This window comes from Thalassovita autumnalis (assembly GCF_001458255.1).
Taxonomy (GTDB): Bacteria; Pseudomonadota; Alphaproteobacteria; order Rhodobacterales; family Rhodobacteraceae; genus Thalassobius; species Thalassobius autumnalis.
In genome coordinates, this window is record NZ_CYSB01000048.1 from 1 (window position 1) to 17,509 (window position 17,509).

Genomic DNA, 17,509 nt, shown 5'->3' on the forward strand with positions numbered 1-17,509 from the left:
ACAACGCCGAGGCTATCGCCACGGTCGCGGCCTCGATCCAAGAGTTTGGCTGGCGTCAACCCATCGTCGTGGACGAGGCAATGGTCGTGTTGGCCGGGCACACTCGTCTGGAGGCTGCGCGCAAGCTTGGGTTCAAGACTGCACCGGTGCATGTCGCCAAAGGGCTGACAGCCAATCAAGCACGCGCCTTCCGGATCATGGATAACCGCTCCAGCGAGAATGCGGAGTGGGACAAGGATCTCCTGAACCTCGAACTCGCTGATCTGCTGGAGGCGGATTTTGAGCTCGGGCTGACGGGCTTCACCGATGATGAGCTTAACGCGCTGATGTCGAGCCTTGAGGACGGCGCCGGCTCCCAAGAGGGTGAGGACGATGTGCCGGAAACCCCTGAGGATCCGATCAGCCGCCCCGGCGATCTCTGGATCCTCGGCAGCCACAGGCTGCTCTGCGGCGACAGCACCGTGGCCACGGATGTCGAGAAAGTACTGAACGGCGTAAAGCCGCTATTGCTTATAAGCGATCCACCGTACGGTGTGGAATACGATCCCAACTGGCGCAACCAAGCAGGTGCGGCCAAGACCAAGCGCACCGGCAAGGTGCTGAACGATGATCGCGCCGATTGGCGCGAAGCTTGGGCTCTGTTTCCCGGCGATGTCGCCTATGTCTGGCATGGCGCGCTGCACGCTGCCACGGTTGCCGAAAGTCTGGAGGTCGCGGGCTTCACCATCCGGTCCCAGATCATCTGGGCCAAGGACCGACTGGTTCTGAGCCGCGGTGATTATCACTGGCAACATGAGCCCGCGTGGTATGCCGTGCGCAAATCTGGCAAGGGTCATTGGGCAGGCGACCGCAAGCAGACAACGCTCTGGCAGATTGCCAACAAGGATCAGGACGAAAAGACCGTTCACGGGACGCAGAAGCCGGTCGAGTGCATGCGACGGCCTATCCTAAACCACTCGAGCCCCGGGCAGGCTGTCTATGAACCCTTCATGGGATCAGGCACCACGCTGATCGCTGCCGAGACCACGGGCCGCGTCTGTCTCGGCATCGAGCTGAACCCGGCTTACATCGATGTAGCCGTCCAACGCTGGCAGAAATTCACGGGCAAAGAGGCGGTGCTTGAGGGTGGCGAGATGACCTTCGATGCCCTGAAACCTGAGCGCGAGGCTGCATGAACCAGTCCCGCCTCATGTCTTTGGTCGAGGCGATCACCAACGTGATCGTCGGCTATGGCGTCGCGGTTGTGACGCAGATCCTGATCTTTCCGGTCTTTGGGCTGCAAACAACGTTGGGACAAAATCTTGCTATGGGCGGGATATTCACGATCGTCAGCCTGTTCCGCTCGTTCCTGCTACGGCGGCTCTTTGAGTCTCGCAGGGTTGCGGGGCAGCGCCGTTAGACCAGCCCAAGGCCTTGCAGGCAGCTTGCCGTATCCAACAGCTGATGGGTCGGGATCTCGACCGTAATAGTGAAGCTGTCGGCATAGGTTTTGGCGTCAACGCCACCATCGTCCATCAAGGCGGTTTCAATCTCATCGAGGATGTCGGTGATGCGGCTTCGGTCGAAATGATCGGGCAGCTTGCGAATGGCGATGCGGATGGTGCTGGTGTCCATGGCGTTGGCTTCGTTCATTCTGCGTATTCGCCCTCGCAAAAGGCGCTATCGGTTATGCGCTTCAGCAGGTTTGCGTAGTGTTCGAGGCTGCCGACGTCGCCCCAAGTGATGGCGTCGTGGGCGGTGTTGAAGTGGTCGTCGCTGAGCGCCTGCAGGCGCGCCAGCATGGCGTCGATCTCGGCTTTCTTGGTCATGAAGGCGTCCAGTGCGGCTTCATGGTTTCGGCGCGCCTTCTCGGTGCGCAGTTGGTGGCGGGGCGTGGTTTGCGGGTTCAGGCGGGGCATCTTGGCGTCTCATTCAGGTGCATCGTTTGCTGTCATCAGCTTCGCTCTGCGGGGCCTGCCTATCCAGTATAATCGACGCAATTTCAGTGCTTTGATCGACGTGAAGGGATCATCTTGTGTCAGCAGCGACCCAACCCATCGGCGTCATCTCAAGGCTTCTGGACCTCTCGGAACGACGGGTCCAGCAGCTGAGCCGGGAAGGTGTGATCCCCAAGGCCGAGCGGGGGCAATACGACCTCATTGGGTCGGTGCGCGGGTATGTCCGCTACCTGCGCGATCAGGCGCAGAAGGCGCAGGCGGGTGCGCCAGACTATGCCGCTGAACGGGCGCGGTTCATCCGAGCGCGGGCCGACCTCGCCGAAATGGAAGCCGAGGAAAAGCGCTGTTCTCTGATTGCGGCAGACCAGATCGAGGCGGCCTGGATTGCGGTGTTGGCGCTCTTGCGCACCCGCCTGCTAGCTCTGCCGGACCGGCTGGCACCTCAAGCCTTTGAACAACCCTCCGTCGGAGACACCCGGACCCTGATCCGCGCCGCCATCCGTGAGGTGCTTGATGATCTCGCAGAGCCAGACATTGAATTCGAAACCGATCCTGAGATTGACGGGCTCGCCGATCCTGAAACGGACGGTTGCGAAAGCCCTGGCGGTTCTGAAGCCGCCTCCGGACCTGACGATCAGTGATTGGGCGGACCAGAACCGGAGGCTGAGTTCTGAGGCCAGCGCTGAGCCGGGCCAGTGGCGCACGAGCCGGGCCGAATACCAGCGCGGCATCATGGAAGCGGTCTCTGATGCTGCCACCGAAACTGTCGTCATCATGTCCAGCTCACAGGTGGGTAAGGCGCTGGCGCTCGACACGCCGCTAGCGACGCCCACAGGCTGGACCACGATGGGCGAGGTCGCGGTTGGCGACATTCTTTTTGACGAAACCGGCGCGCCGTGCCGCGTCACCGGCGCCACGGACGTGATGCTTAACCGGCGCTGCTACCGGGTGCGGTTTTCGGACGGGAGTTCGATCATCGCTGATGCCGATCACCTCTGGGCGGTCGACAGCGACACACCAGTGCGCGTGCAGGACGCGATGAGGGACCTGTTCCATGACGATCCACCGGGCGGTCCTGACGACGAAGGAGATTGCTGAAACTGCGCATTACTACGGCGCGAAAAAGCGGAACCGATACGCCATCCCTGTGGCCGGTGCGTTGCAGCTGCCCGAACAGGCATTGCCGATCCCGCCCTACGCCTTGGGCGTCTGGCTGGGGGACGGCCACAGCTACGGTTCACAGATTACCTGCCATCAGGACGATCTGGAAATCGCCTACCATCTTCGCGCTTGCGGTGTGGAGGTTGAGGTCAAGTCGAAGGACAAGCGGGTTCCGCATATCTTGACGCTGAAGCCAACACTGCCTTGGCCCGACAATATGTGTCGCCGTGGGCATGACATGGATGTGCTGGGTCGCCACGGGAATGGGCAATGCGCGGAATGTGGGCGTCAGTTCTCGATGCAATGGAAGCACGGGCTTCCCGTTGATCCGGTTCTGGAAGCCGGAAAGCCGTTCAGCCTGCGCCTTCGGGCAATGGGGCTGGCCAAGGATCGGAAGACGCCAGCAACCGGCAAACACATCCCGCCGACCTACCTGCGCGCCTCGATAGATCAGCGCCTGGCCCTCCTGCAGGGGCTGATGGACACGGACGGCTACATCGCTGAATGCGGTCGCTGCGAGTTCATCATGGTGCATCGACGTCTGGCGGATGGCTTTGGAGACTTGCTGGCCTCGTTGGGCATCAAGTTCACTGCTGTCGACAAGCAGCCCACGGTGATGATCGACGGCGAACGACGTTTCGGAAACCCCGCGACGCGGTTCTCGTTCATGATCTATGACGACACGCAGGTGTTTCGACTGGCGCGGAAGCGGGCGCGTCAGGTCTCGCGGGAGGGGCGGCGGACGACGGAAACCGAGCGCCGCCGCATCGTGGCAGTTGAGCCTGTGGAGAGCGTGCCGGTCCGCTGTATTCAGGTGGACAGCCCGAACCGGCTCTATCTGGCTGGGCGCACGATGATCCCGACGCATAATACGGAGATGGTCAACAACGCCGTCGGCTATCACATCGATCAAGATCCGGCGCCGATCATGGTTGTGATGCCAACGGAGCGGGACGCGGAGACTTGGTCAAAGGACCGGTTCTCGCCGATGGCGCGGGATACAGCCTGCCTTCAGGATAAGATCGCCAATCCGAAGTCGCGGGACGGCAATAACAAGATCCTGCACAAGCGGTTTCCGGGCGGGCATCTGACGATTGTGGGCGCCAACGCACCCTCGGGGCTGGCAAGCCGCCCGATCCGGCTGCTGCTCTGCGATGAAGTGGACCGTTATCCGTTCAGCGCAGGGGCCGAGGGCGACCCAGTCAACCTCGCGAAGAAGCGGACGGTGACGTTCTGGAACCGCAAGATCGTGCTGGTCTCGACGCCGACGAATAAGGGCGCAAGCCGGATTGAAGCGGCGTTTGAAGAAAGCGACCAACGGCGGTTTTGGGTGCCGTGCCTGGCGTGTGGGACCGAGCAGATCCTGACCTGGGAACAGGTCAAATGGGACAAGGATGAGAACGGCAGCCATCGCCCGGAAACTGCGCGCTACCACTGCGCTGACTGCGACGCCGCATGGAAGGACGAGACCCGCTGGGCGGCCATCTCCAACGGCCGCTGGATCGCGGAGGCACCATTCAATGGGACTGCGGGCTTCCATCTGAACGAGATCTATTCGCCCTGGGTGCGGCTAGAGGCCATGGCCAAGGCGTTTCTGTCAGCGCGTGCGGGTGGGGACGAGACCATGAAGACCTTCGTCAACACCTCGCTCGGTGAGACCTGGATGGAAAGCGGCGAGGCGCCGGACTGGCAGCGCCTCCAAGGGCTGAAGGAAGACTGGCGCGCAGGCACGGTGCCGGCGGACGGGTTGTTCCTGACCGCTGGTGCTGACGTTCAGAAAGACCGGATCGAGGTTGATATCTGGGCATGGGGCAGGGGTCTGCAAAGCTGGCATATTGATCACATCGTGATTGAGGGTGGCCCGGGGGATCCGGCGTGCTGGCAGCAACTTTCTGATCTGCTTTGTCGGGCATGGCAGCATGAGTGTGGCATCTCGATGACCCTCGCCAAACTGGCGATCGATACGGGCTATGAGACCAGCGCTGTCTATGCCTGGGCGCGACAGGTGGGGTTTGGGCAGGTTGCACCGGTGAAAGGTCTTGAGGGCTTCAACCGGGCGAGCCCTGTAACGGGGCCGACCTATGTCGACGCCACCATAGGCGGCAAACGCCTGCGCCGTGGGGCGCGCCTTTGGACTATCGCCACGTCGACCTTCAAGGCCGAGACCTATCGTTTCCTGCGGCTCGATCCGCCGGAGATCTCCAGCCTGGCAGATGTAGAGGCGTTTCCTCCCGGCTTCATGCATCTGCCGGGCTGGGTTGATGCGGAATGGTTGAAACAGTTGACGGCCGAGCAGTTGGTGACGGTCAAGAATAAGCGCGGCTTTGCCAAGTTGGAGTGGCAGAAGCTGCGGGAACGCAACGAAGCCCTCGACTGTCGGGTTTATGCCCGAGCCGCGGCTTGGATTCTCGGGGCGGATCGCTGGTCGGAGGCGAGGTGGGAAGAACTCGCGGCGCAGTTTGGGGTCGCTGACACTAAGGGCACTGCCTTCGCCGGGGGCCCACAGTCTGCGCGAAGGGCACAGATCCGCCGCGTTGCGCGGTCAACATACATGGGATGAGTTTGGGCATGGCAAATCTGGCGACACTGAAACTCCGCTGCGACGCGCTGACGTCGCAGCGCGCCTCCGGCGTGGCCCGTGTCAGCTACGATGGCAAGACGGTGGACTATCGCAGCGTGGCCGAGATCGACCGAGCTATCGAGGCCCTGGACCGCGAGATCGCCTTGGCAGAGGGGCGGCGCATGGTGCGGCGGGTACATGTGATGACCTCAAAGGGGCTTTGATCCATGGCGATGTTTGGTTTTTGGCGCCGTGGGCAACCCCGGCGCGCAGATGGCGTGCGCGCGCGGCTTGAAGGGGCAATGTCCAAACGCCGGCTGCGCGGTTGAAGGCGAGTGGAACGCGCGCAAGCATCCCTCTCGTGTATTGATGCGCAATACACTGCCGGGTCGTGGCCGGCCCGAAACGCCGGATTTTGCGCAAGATACACATTGGCATCGACGCGGAAACGCTGGAAGTTCGCGCCGTCGAAGTCACCACCAGCAATATCGGTGACGCGCCAATGCTGCCAGAGTTGCTCAACCAAATCCCAGCCGATCAAACCATCGGGTCAGTGACCGCCGACGGGGCCTATGACACACGCAGATGCCATGACGTGATTGCCGCTCGGAATGCCCATGCGGTCATCCCTCCGCGGAAGAACGCCAGGCCTTGGAAACCCACCAGCGCCGGTGCCATGGCTCGGAACGAGGCCGTCAACGCATCACGATATCTCGGCCGCGCCATCTGGCGACGGTGGAGCGGGTATCACCGACGAAGCCCTGTCGAAACCAAGATGCATTGTGTGAAGTTGCTGGGGCAGAGTCTCATGGCGCGGGACTTCGACCGGCAGGTCGCGGAAATCCAGGTCCGTGTTGCCGTCCTCAACAAGTACACAGCTCTTGGCATACCTGTTACTGAGGTCGTAGGCTAAATCCGTCCGGGGAAAGGGGAAGTCCGCCCCTCAGACCATTTGCGGAACAAAGCCGCAAAAAACTCAAGGACCCGAGCCCGTCGCAGCTCTTTACGTGTTACCGCCCGACCTGTCGCATCAGACCCGTGAGCTTGAAAAACATTCTTCTCCAGATCGAGTCCAACATTGATAATCTCCGACATGACCATCCTCCTTTGTGGATCAAAACAAACCAACCTTGGCACATCTATGCCGTCCGGGACGGTCACATCATCAAAGCCCATTGAAACCAGAACCGACTCGAAATAGCTTTGCAACCTTAACATCGAAGGAATTTTTTAAAGATGACTGAACCTGAATGGCATTATATTGTCGGTGACCGCTCCGTCGGCCCCGTGTCAAACACGGAAATCGAAGAATTGCTGCGTACTGACACTCTGACGGGTGAAACGCTGGTTTGGAACGACAGGCTTCCAGATTGGCAGCCAGCCCACAAATGGTTTGAAGTCAGAAAGCCCGCGCCGCCGCCTGTGCCTCCTGTCCGCACCTCGACTGCAGGGGCGATGTCGACAACCAAAGAGAAAGAGCCAGGTCCATCACCGGCCGCCGCCCCTGTGGCAAGCACTCATACGAATACGGCACCAGCGACGGTTGGTGGGTTGTATCATGGCGCACCGGCACGCGATTTTGGAGAGGCGATCAAGATTTGTTTCTCAAAATACTTCACCTTTTCCGGTCGTGCCAGCCGATCTGAATATTGGTGGTTTGCCCTGTTTGTCGCTTTGGGTAGTTTTGTCAGTGGCATCATTGATGCCGCAATGTTCCCCTATGGTGATGCGGCGCTCTTTGCGCCTTTGTTTGGGTTGGCGACCTTTTTCCCTCTCTATGCGGTGTCCTGGCGGCGTTTGCATGACACGGATCATACCGGTTGGTGGATTGGTGGTCCGTGGTTGGCAGCTTTACCGCTTGGTTTGATCGCGGGCGGATTGAACGCTCCCCTGTTTTGGGGGATTGCGGTACTAGTCTGGTTCGGATGCGCGATTGCAGTTTTTATCTTTACTTTAAAGAAAGGAGACTCTGGCCCTAATCGGTTCGGGTGAGCGTCAACGCCCTATGCCCGCAACACGATCCGTTGCGGGCGAAAAGTGATTAGTAGGTCACTTCGGACTATGGCTAGTTATCACGTGCGCTAGAATTTTGCGCATTTAGGATTTCTCCTGCCCGACTTTTCGATTGGGCAGGTAACAACGCTAGGAAACTAAATTTTGGCTTTTCGTTTTCAAAAACAAATCAAACTGGCGCCTGGCCTGCGTTTGAATATTTCCAAGTCAGGCTTTAGCCTGAGCATTGGCCCGCGCGGGGCGAGTATTACAATTGGCCGCCGCGGCGTGTATCGAAACCTTGGCATCCCAGGGACGGGTGTTTCGCATCGAACGCGTATCCGTCCTCCGGCGCGACCTCAGGCATCATCTGCCAAAGTGACATCTGCCAAGACGGCCAAACAGCCTGAAGGTGAAGGGCAAAACAAAGCGCGCTTGGATGCCATACTTAACAATCTGAGGGAACATGGTTCATAACGGCCCCTCTCACGAAGAGATTTCGGTGAAGGGTTTACCCCTGCGCGTTCTTAGGCAAATGGCCCTAGTCCCGTGGGACTGGTATCTGGGAAAACTCAATGCCTGCGGCGTCTCGGAATGTTCGTTTACCTTTGATGAGCATTGGCAGCGTAACCGTCCAAGCATCAGCCGCAACGGTTAACTGAAACGCGTAGTCCGCCTTTGTATCCTGCGCGCGTCGCACAAAAACTAACTCCATGTCACCTGGTCTTCCATGCGAAAGTGAGAACAAAATCTGCGCAGCATTAAGCAGGTACGAACGCACACCTTTCGCGCGCGAATCCATGGCCTGTGGCTGGATTTTGGGTAAGAGCGTGATCTTCTGGCTTTTGTCCAAGCCGACAGCTTCTTGTATTGAAAGGGCAGATTCGCCCCAAACAACACTAAAATCTGCATCTGTCAGGAGTTCAACACGGGTCACAGAAGTCAGGTCCGAAAATTCGATCTCCACCGTAAAATCAGCTGCAAGAGGCATTTCGGAAAGAGCTTCCGCCACCACATCAACCTCATTCCCCAACGGCTGCGACTGAAGCTGCGCCTCAAACGCGTTGAATGTGTCCAATCGTTGACGTGCCGTGATGACTTTGATCGGAGAGAGCGTGGGGAATTCATTCGCCTTTGGAAGGATGCTATGCTCCTTCAACTGGGTCACCGAGATCAAAGCGGCATAGATTTGACCAAGCACATCAGCCTTTAACTGTGAGGCTGGCTCGCTGGTTAAAACGTCTTGCAACACTTGCCTAGGCGCATCTGAGGTAAAAGCTGCTTTGGATTGTTCGAACTTTACTTTGGCAACCTCATGATCTTCCTCACCATAGGAGACCAGCGGTGATGGGTAATAGTCAATCTTGGCCTGGGTGCCGTCGGTTAGGGACACCCACCGTTTTGGGTCGTCTGGCGCATAACCAGCGCAACGCACATCTGCATTTGCCGCTAGGGTGAATGACCGGATCTGTGTTTGTGGTTTTTTCATTCTGAGACCTCTGTCAAACGCTTGAACTGTGCAACGGTTAAACCCTCAGTCGGGGAATACCCATTTTTCTCCTTCCACGACATCAGCGCGCTATTACTGTTTTGTCCCCAAAGCCCGTCAATACTTCCTGCGGAAAAACCTTTGCGGTTAAGGGCAGATTGAATGTCGCGCACTTGTTGTTTGGTCCATGCGATTTCCGGTGACGGCAGCGTAAAAACCGAAACCTGCATTGTTAGGTCGGGTTCTTCGGTCTGTGGCGCATCAAATTTCGGATCCTTGCGGGCCGCTTTGGAAGTGCCAGAATTGCTAACTGACGGCACAGGCGGTGTCGGTGCCTTGGGTTGTGTCACCGTGGGCTGCGGCCTGAGGCGTGGGCGCACATTGATTATTTTTGGCGTAGCTTGGGTTTCTGGTTCCGCTTGTTGAGGCTGCGTTTGTTGTGGTTCCGCTTGTTGCGGCGCCGGTGCAAATGCTCCCCGCGGCAAATCCACGGAACGTTGAGCCCGCGCAATGTCTGAAACAGCACGGTCCAAATCAACGCGCAACAGCTTGGTCGACGAGAAAAGCAGAACCGCGTCTGCGTCTTGTGCCGCGATCTGCGCAACCATCGGCCCGCTCAATTCCATTCGTTGCTCAACACCTTTTTCGGCAGCATCCGAGGCGACAAGACGGTTTTCGACAACGGATAGATAGATCTCAGGCCCTTGTAGATTTGATCTCTCGGCCATGAAGCGGGCGGTATGCTGACGCTCAACGCCCAAAAACCACGGACGCGCCGTAACCACGTCGTCACAGGCCATCGTCAGCGCAATGCGCTCTGTTGGCGTTATGACGAGAACCTGAATGCGCTTATGCGGCAAATAGGTGATTTTTTCGATCTCGGCCCTTTTCTCAAGCAGTGTGGGCAAGGCCTGTACGGCGGGACACAAAAGATCAGCATCGCCATAGGGTTTATAGCTCCGCGCGCCGACTACAAAAACAGGCGCGCCAGATTGATCCAATGTTAAGGTCACAGCTTGGTCAAACGCGTAGTGGGCAATCGGACCGTTTGGACCCAACTCCACAGCGCCCGCCCGAGTGGGGACAAGAACCCCCTCTAACGCCTTTGACGCGGCAACAAGGGGTGCGCCAGTCGCGATCAGATCGCCAAAACGGCCATCTTCCAATGCGCGATGCATCGTTACTCCGTTACGCGCTGTGCCAAAGGCCGATGCGCCCTCATCGTTTTGATACCAGCTCCAGACACGGTCATCGCCCAACCAATCGCGGCATTCGCCCGCGCGGGCGCGTTGACCATCTGCAAAAATGTTTTGTTTTTGCGATGGAAGCGTCAGGCATAGGCTGCGTTTTCCCTCTACCAAATCGGATGACAGACTGATGACCTCGGTCGGATCAATTTCGGCAACAGGGCGTGACAAAGCCGCCAACGAGAAATCATTCTTTGATTGTTGCCACCAACCGCTTCCCGAAGTCAGAACCTCGGTGGTCTCGGCAAATGGCGTTGCAAAGCCCGTCCAATCATCGAATGAGTATCGACCCGCCGACAGAGAGACAGGCTCTGTGTCGAATGAGGTCACAACATGGCCAAGGTATTTGTTCGCATTCGACAGTGTGAACTGCCAACGATCATTCGAGGTGAGAACGCGACCGTTCAGGGGGTTTTCAGGCAGCACATCAAAGGCCGCGCGATCGCGTGAACCTGCTAGGCTCCCTCTGAAAAATTCGCCATTGCGACAGCCGACTGTTACGGTTCCATTTTGTAATTTAGGCACCGCTTGGACCGATCCGTCATTCGGCTCAATGACAAATGGAACGCATTCCCCAAACCCCGTGGATGCGGTGGTCGCCCCAAAAAGGTCAAATGATTTAGGATTGATGCGATAGCCCCCCCCCACACTGATCGGATAGAACCCCTCTTTGGATAAGGCATATTGACCAGCGGAAACACTGGTCACACCGGTCAGTTTGTCAATGTCGGCGGTGCCATTGCTCCATCCCAATGGGTGCCATTTCTGATCCCTGCCAAAATAAGACAGCTGCGGCTGTCCCCGTTTCAACCCCATCTTTAGGCGCGCGCTGTTCCAAGGCAGGAGACCCGAACTACGTTCAACTACAGCCTTGTGATCCACGGAGTTCCACGATTGGCCGGAAAGTTGAACGCTTTGGTCGCGCCCAACGGCAATAACACCCGGCGCCAACCTTTGCCCGCCCCCCAATTGATGCGTTTCAGATTGGCAATACAATTCGCGCGCATCAGAAACTCGATCCAATGCGACAGGTCGCAAACCATTTAGCGTGGCGATGGTATCACGCCCTTGCCACGCTTCATATGTCACGCCGTTGCATCTCACGCGCGCGGCAAGCCGATCATGAGCAAACCCGTCGCGAGAGGAATAGGTAACAGGGGCCAATTCTGTTCCGTTTCTGTTCAGATACATTCCTGCGACTTTGCGATCTGACTTTACCCACTGCCAAAACGGCGTTTCGATGACGAAACGTTGTCTAAGGTCATGGTTTCTTGCGCAACCCGTTGGCGCCGTGCGCGCCGAGGTAAATTCGGCACAGCTCCCATCTTGTGCCTTCGCTGCGACAACCGTAGGCGTCGAAGCAGGCCGCCCGATTGACACCCAAGCCTTAGGAGGGGCATTCGCGGGCGCATTGGAGTATATCACATCCCCGCCCGAGGCGTGACCTTGCCCCGTTAAACGGCGCAACCCGAAATCGGAAGCTAGTAATACCTGACCGTCCGCGACGATCAATCCATTGACCTTGTCAAAGGGGAACACACCCCCGCGTCGCCAGTTAAAAGGGCTGGGCGCGGTAGTGCCATTATTCGCCTCTACCACGATTGTCGCAGCCGCGCTGCCGTTTGTGAAAGACAGCGAAATCGGCGCGTTTGCAGGAAACGGCGCACGATACTCCCACGGTTTTTGGCCCTGTTTAGGCGGCACCCAAGATTGCGCGCGGCTGTTCCAGACCAGTTTTTGGTTCGCCGTTTGAGCCCATAGAATTTCCTTGTTCGGCGCTGCTGTTTGGACATCAATTGACCGAATGCCATTCGGCGGCACGATCGGATCGGACAGAGACGCCAAGCCAGAAAACGATCGTGCAACTTGAGTGCCAACGCCAGTTACCGTGACAAATTCACCGTTGCTATACCCCAAAGCGACGAGCGTATCCGCGGCAAAACGCAACCCATTTCGATCAACCCGCCACTGTTCGGAAGCGACCACGGGCGAAATCAAAAGTTTGCCGGAAACCTTGTGCCATTTGCGACCACTTTCCTGTGCGACAATGCCGTTCCACCGTGGCGGGTCTGAGCGCACCCACTGAGCGCCATCCCATGCCGCCCAGCTTGTGCCTGTTTTCCCAAACATCGTCCCGTTTTGGCCTTCGACCGCTGACATATTACGCGGAACGGGCAGCATTGTCGCAAAGCTCTCGGCATCGGCAAGGCCGACCGGTGTCAAAAGAAATGCCTGTGTTCCGAGTTGCGTGATGTCTTGACGCGTGTCAAATTGAAATCCGCGCGACGAGAAGGCATTAACGCTTTGGCCCCCGACAGAAAGCGTCGCCGTGACTTTTTGGCCTCGCAACGCTTCGACAAATGTCAGATCGGCGGCCGCGATTGTGTGTGTGTCGTTGTCGTTGCTCTGCGCCCCTGTCACCACATCTAACCCACCAGAGCGCAGCAAAAACCGATCATGCGCGAGGCCGATCACATCGGGCTGCGATCCTATCGAAACAACTTGGACGCGGGTAGCATCGTCCACCAGCCAATGTCCTGAAGCAGTAATCCACGCGAAACGGTCTTTCCCGCGATACGCACCGCGCCCCTTTGTCAGAGGTAACAAAATCCCGTTTTCAAAGGCGTCTTTGGGCGCGAGCGGCGTGCCGTCAATCTTGATCGCATTGGAATTTCGGTCCCAAGCCAGCCAATCATTCCCAAAGGCTTCCCATTGCTTGGCAGGATCAATTGGTGCGTCAAAGCTGATCTGCAAGCCTGCCACAGAGACAGCTGCGACCCCAGCTTGCTCTCGCAGCTGTGGAAGTGAGACGTAGCCTTTCCCTTCAAAGCGGGAAATCAACTTGGTAAAGTTACCTTTTGCGGTCAGGCTCACCTGAACGCGACCCGCAAAGTCGCCGGTGCGGGTGAAATTCCCGTCAGGGTTCATCGCAAACCGCCCCGCGGTAGTGGTAAATTCAATGCGATCTCTGCCCGCTTCGACGGATAGCAGGCGGTGCTGATCGCTCCAGCCAAGATCAAAGGACATGGCCCCCTGACAACGCAGCGTTTCCTCTGCCAGCACATGGCGCAACGGGGCATCAAAATAGTCAACTTGCGGCAAATCGCCTTTTACGCAAGCACGGTCCCAGTAAAACCCAATGGTTCCATCTTGATCCTGCGCCCACCAGCCTTGGATATTTCGATCTCCCAAACTTGCGGGAGCGGGACCATTTGCGATCGCCACAGTCGAAGAGGGAAGGCGTAGCAAACCACTATTGGGTTCTTCTTTGCCGTTGCGGAAAATACGCCCCTGAGGCGATAAGCCGTAAAAACCGGCGCTCCCTTCTGTGCCGATATCCTTGCTAAAGGTCACAGCAGAAAGTTGTGTTGCATTCGCGATGACAGCAGAACGCCAGGCGGACGCGCCGTTGGGTAGCGTAAGCACCAGCTTGTCTGAACGATTAGCGACATCCAAAACATCGTTTTGCATCAACCGCATCCGAGATTGCTGTGCCTCAAACTGGTACAAATTCCGCGCCTGTCGATCCCAAAACAAGACAGCATTTGAATGGCGGAACAGGACACCAGAATTCGTCACCTCTGGGTCAAGCAATCGTTGCGGATTGCGGTTTTCATCATCCAAAAGCCACAGCCCGTCCCCGGACTGGTAAATCCACTTATCGTTGATTTCTTCGGCGGCAATGACGTCATCGCGTTCTAGTGAATGGGGATTTCCTAGCACTTGGGTACAATGGGTTTTACTGCTTCCGCCAATGGTAAAGGCACATTTGTACAGCTTTAGCTGCGCGTCCAACCGCCATAAATGCGCGCGATCGGCCAGCCACCATTGATCATTTTCAGGCGTATAAGCAAAGCTCGTGCTGTTCAGCGATCCGCTGAAAATCTTGTCCTGCTGAGGCAGAAAGTTGATCGTGTTGGGCTGTTGCAATGGCCCCGAGATCAGAGCATTTCCACCAAACCCTCCGATAGAGACGAGGGTTTTGCCAGACGTGTCCGTTGAGAAGGAAACGATTTTGCGGTCTCTAAAAGTCCGACCAGAATAGAATTCGATCGAATTCCGACCCAAAATCGCGGTTTGGTCATTACTTTGCGCAAAATCGGAAATCTGTGCAGAAGGTTGCGAAATTTGCGGTGCGGGGGGCAACCTTTTCTTGGAGAACCTTAATTCGCCGCTACCGACATCTGCGCCCCAAATGGCGCCACTTGTGTCCCATAATGTGACCGCAGCAGGCTCGCCCGCAGAAACGAATAAATCCAACTCTTTGATTTTAATTGATAAGCCGACGAACTTCTGGCGCGACCAGTTGCGCGTTGTGATGTTGTAATGATGTAGAGCCGTTTCGCTCAAAAACGTGAAACCGTTATTTACCTTGTAGACGCGTTTAAACGAACTTGTTGCGTCTGAGCTGTTGGCTTGAGGCAACAGGGCCTGAATGGTTCCGTTTTGCCACTCCCCAACGGTTCCGTTCTTTGAATTTAACAAGTGAACAGCGCCTGATTTGACATCAACCGACACATCAACATTCGGCTCGTCAATGTCCCAGTCAATTTCTACGGCCGCGTCCGAACAGCTTTGGCTGTCGCCGATTTTCTCAACCAAAACAGATTGAAACCGTTTTGCCGAGCCGTCAGGGACGACATGCAAAAGATGGCCCCTAACAACTTCAAGATAGCTTGAACGCTGCGGCTTGATCCCCGTCACCTTGAGCCAACGGCGCAAAATGGGATCATAAAGCCCGGCTCCTTTGTCGGTGATCACCAACAACCGCCCGTCAGCCAAGCGCCGCGTATCCAAAGGCGCACCCGCGGGGGCGGCGGCGGACAAGAATTTGCACTCTAGATCGCTGTTCACCCCTACGACGTAATTTGAGCCATTCGACCGAGCCGCCATATAACCGAATTCGCCAGACGCGGCCCATGCGGATTTTACGGTCTCGCCATTTTGCGAAACTTTTCGATCGTTTAGAAACAAAGAGCCGCCCGACAACCACAAAGGCCGCCCATTTACCGAGATGAGACGCACGTCGCCACGCCCGCCCGTCAGTGCTGGATAAAACCTGCTTCTATCCAAATAATAGGGCTGAACTTTGCCATCCCCTGCCAACCATAAAATATTGCCATTGACGTTGGAATCAGACACATTGGACAGCCCAATTGAGGCATCTATGTTGCTGCCGATTTGATATTGCCAACCATCACTAACGGAGGGCGCTGAAACGGTGCCATTTGGCGACATGACCACAAGGTTTTCATAGCCTGCCCCTCTTGCGCCCAAATCGGCAATGCCATCTGACGGCCCAGAAATCGGTGCGCTCCATCCGCGATTTTGCAGGAAGTATCGTTGGATCGCCTTGTTGTCGGCAAAAAACAAGCTATCAGAAACTGCCGCCAGATGGGTGGCGTCTGACAATTGTTGGGACGTCGTACCGAAAATGCTGTGGGGCCGACCCGATTGCGATTTACGAATGATATAGGGTTTGCCGTTTTGCGTCAAAAACGCCACCCCGCCGTTTTGGGCATAGGTGGATTGAATAGGTTGTTCCACATCCATCTGTTGGGTGAATTGCAGCGTTTTGTTCGGCCAATCACCAACGATTTCAGCCGTGAACGCTTGGCCTTTCGCTTCGTTTACCAACCAAAGGTTTGGAGCTGAGACTACCAGTTTACCGGCGTCGCCGCCCTTCCATTTGGGCCAACCATTGGGGTCAAAGCTATAGCGGCGGGTCGTTGGGTTATGCAGAAGGCTGCCTTGAGGCCCTGCAAAAATAAGCGTATTATTCCAAAACGTGGCCGCGGTAAAACGCACCCCTGACGGTGCGCCTAAATCGACAGGTCGGACAAGTTTCGGAGCTTCTCCGGCAAGATCAAACAATTTACCATCGCGGTCTAAAACCAAAATTTGTCCTGTTGCGGTCGGCTGTATTTGGGTGGCCTTTGACGTGAGTTGCTTGCGTTCAAAAAAAATCCCGTTCGACAGCTTGGCAAAGTCGGTCCCCGCCGCCAAATAGATGGTGTTGCCATCAGATGCCGCATGAAACGCGTCTACAGGCGTTTGCAACAGCGTTATCCAAACGCGTGTTTGGATGTCATATCGGTGAACACCAGCCCGCCCCAAGACGACGGGCGACCCTTTTTGCAATGAGGCGTGAAACACGGTCAGATCGGACAGGTTTTCGTCCGTCGCGATCCCTCCTGCGAGCAAAGACAGCTCTCCAGACCGAGTGGTCTTGGACACCGTCAGGCAATTGCTTCCAGTCTTGCATCCGCCCGTCTGAAGCACCATCACTTGGCCGTCTGGTGTTCGATCAATATCTAATACATTGCCACCAGTTTGGTTCGCCGCGCGCTCAATCTGCCGATTTTCTGGCGTGAAGGTCAAAACGCCATCAGGGCTGGCCAACCAAAAACGTTGATGGGCAAACACAATTTGAGATGCCTCAAAGACAGACAGGTTGCGGGCAAGCTTTTGCCACTCTCCCTTGGACTGATCAAACAGACCAAGCCCCTGGTCCCCCGCAGAGGCAAGAACCCAGCGACCATCTTGGGAAACGCCCCATGCTGTTAGGTCGTCTTGCTCAACCAACTCGCCGTTCAAACCGGTCCACCCATTGTCATCCAACAGCTTGGTCCAACGGCTCCGTTTAAGCACGGCAAGCCCGCCTTTGTCGCTTCGTAAGAACGCACGATTTGCTTGGGAACAGTCCCCGTCCAGAGGGCTGTTACACTCTGCAGTTAGGGATGTCGGCCCAGAGGCAAAGCCCAAATCTTGCAGCCCATGATTATCCTTTAGGACCAAATCACGGGCGACATCATAGGATTGCACAACCCCGTTTTCCCTGACCCAAACAGCGTCCCCGCCAATCATCGTCGCATCTACGATGGGCGATGTTTCCGAGCGGTAATCGGTCAATATGCGCCGGTCTTCCACTTCGGAGACGATCGGGGGATCGAAAAAGCCGCGCGTCTCTTCGATATTGCCGAAACCCCAAGCCGCCGCCAGACCGCCACCAATGATTGTGGCGAGAAAGAGCAACAGACCAATATCAATTCGGCCTGTCGGAGGCACCTTGGCAAAGCGGGTTTTGCGGCCACGCTCCCAGATACTTTCTGCCAAGACTTTT

The 17,509-nt window shown here is 56.8% G+C and carries 12 protein-coding genes and 2 pseudogenes; 9 read left to right on the forward strand and 5 right to left on the reverse strand.

Features of this window, described 5'->3' with window-relative positions; genetic code table 11:
* The coding region (locus TL5118_RS20520) for a DNA modification methylase (protein WP_058260823.1) at positions 1–1,175 on the forward strand (1,175 nt) is incomplete at its 5' end.
* Positions 1,172–1,399 carry a DUF7220 family protein gene (locus TL5118_RS20525; RefSeq protein WP_058243151.1) on the forward strand — a complete coding sequence of 76 codons (228 nt, stop codon included), beginning with the start codon at positions 1,172–1,174 and terminating at the stop codon, positions 1,397–1,399. The genes TL5118_RS20520 and TL5118_RS20525, both read left to right, overlap by 4 nt.
* On the opposite strand, the gene TL5118_RS20530 is transcribed toward TL5118_RS20525, so the two are convergent.
* Both TL5118_RS20530 and TL5118_RS20535 read right to left on the reverse strand, forming a co-directional pair.
* Complete coding sequence (locus tag TL5118_RS20530) at positions 1,396–1,632, reverse strand: hypothetical protein (RefSeq protein ID WP_058243150.1); 237 nt, start codon at positions 1,630–1,632, stop codon at positions 1,396–1,398. The genes TL5118_RS20525 and TL5118_RS20530 overlap by 4 nt on opposite strands.
* On the reverse strand, positions 1,629–1,898 hold the full coding sequence (locus TL5118_RS20535) for a hypothetical protein (protein WP_058243149.1): 270 nt from the start codon (positions 1,896–1,898) through the stop codon (positions 1,629–1,631). The genes TL5118_RS20530 and TL5118_RS20535 overlap by 4 nt, the downstream gene beginning before the upstream one ends.
* 116 nt (positions 1,899–2,014) lie before the next feature.
* On the opposite strand from TL5118_RS20535, the gene TL5118_RS21670 reads away from it, so the two are divergent.
* The 5 genes and pseudogenes from TL5118_RS21670 to TL5118_RS20560 form a co-directional block, all read left to right on the forward strand.
* The gene (locus TL5118_RS21670; RefSeq protein WP_058243148.1) at positions 2,015–2,578 is read left to right on the forward strand and encodes a hypothetical protein; all 564 of its coding nucleotides are present in this window, start codon (positions 2,015–2,017) and stop codon (positions 2,576–2,578) included.
* Positions 2,496–3,035, forward strand: coding sequence for a phage terminase large subunit family protein (locus TL5118_RS21760; RefSeq protein WP_306434283.1), 540 nt, complete (start codon positions 2,496–2,498; stop codon positions 3,033–3,035). The genes TL5118_RS21670 and TL5118_RS21760 overlap by 83 nt, the downstream gene beginning before the upstream one ends.
* The gene (locus tag TL5118_RS21680) at positions 2,992–5,658 is read left to right on the forward strand and encodes a phage terminase large subunit family protein (protein ID WP_242601835.1); all 2,667 of its coding nucleotides are present in this window, start codon (positions 2,992–2,994) and stop codon (positions 5,656–5,658) included. Before TL5118_RS21760 ends, TL5118_RS21680 begins: the two co-directional genes overlap by 44 nt.
* Positions 5,659–5,666: 8 nt before the next feature.
* Positions 5,667–5,882, forward strand: a complete 216-nt coding sequence (locus tag TL5118_RS20555) for a phage head-tail joining protein (RefSeq protein WP_165590076.1) — start codon at positions 5,667–5,669, stop codon at positions 5,880–5,882.
* Between the two features lie 103 nt (positions 5,883–5,985).
* A pseudogene (locus TL5118_RS20560) lies at positions 5,986–6,571 on the forward strand (IS5 family transposase); the annotation flags it as partial.
* Between the two features lie 47 nt (positions 6,572–6,618).
* Here TL5118_RS20560 and TL5118_RS21125 read toward each other — a convergent pair.
* Positions 6,619–6,753 (reverse strand): annotated as a pseudogene (locus TL5118_RS21125) (IS110 family transposase); the annotation flags it as partial.
* Between the two features lie 141 nt (positions 6,754–6,894).
* Here TL5118_RS21125 and TL5118_RS20570 point away from each other — a divergent pair.
* Together TL5118_RS20570 and TL5118_RS21015 are read left to right on the forward strand one after the other, a co-directional pair.
* A complete protein-coding gene (locus tag TL5118_RS20570) occupies positions 6,895–7,650 on the forward strand; it encodes a DUF805 domain-containing protein (protein ID WP_058243144.1) in 756 nt (251 codons plus the stop codon).
* A gap of 165 nt (positions 7,651–7,815) precedes the next feature.
* A complete protein-coding gene (locus TL5118_RS21015; RefSeq protein WP_082626243.1) occupies positions 7,816–8,127 on the forward strand; it encodes a DUF4236 domain-containing protein in 312 nt (103 codons plus the stop codon).
* Between the two features lie 64 nt (positions 8,128–8,191).
* Here the strand turns inward: TL5118_RS21015 and TL5118_RS20575 are convergent, their stop codons facing one another.
* Complete coding sequence (locus TL5118_RS20575) at positions 8,192–9,139, reverse strand: hypothetical protein (RefSeq protein WP_058243143.1); 948 nt, start codon at positions 9,137–9,139, stop codon at positions 8,192–8,194.
* Positions 9,136–17,502, reverse strand: coding sequence for a peptidoglycan-binding domain-containing protein (locus tag TL5118_RS20580; RefSeq protein ID WP_058243142.1), 8,367 nt, complete (start codon positions 17,500–17,502; stop codon positions 9,136–9,138). Before TL5118_RS20580 ends, TL5118_RS20575 begins: the two co-directional genes overlap by 4 nt.
* Between the last annotated feature and the right edge of the window lie 7 nt (positions 17,503–17,509).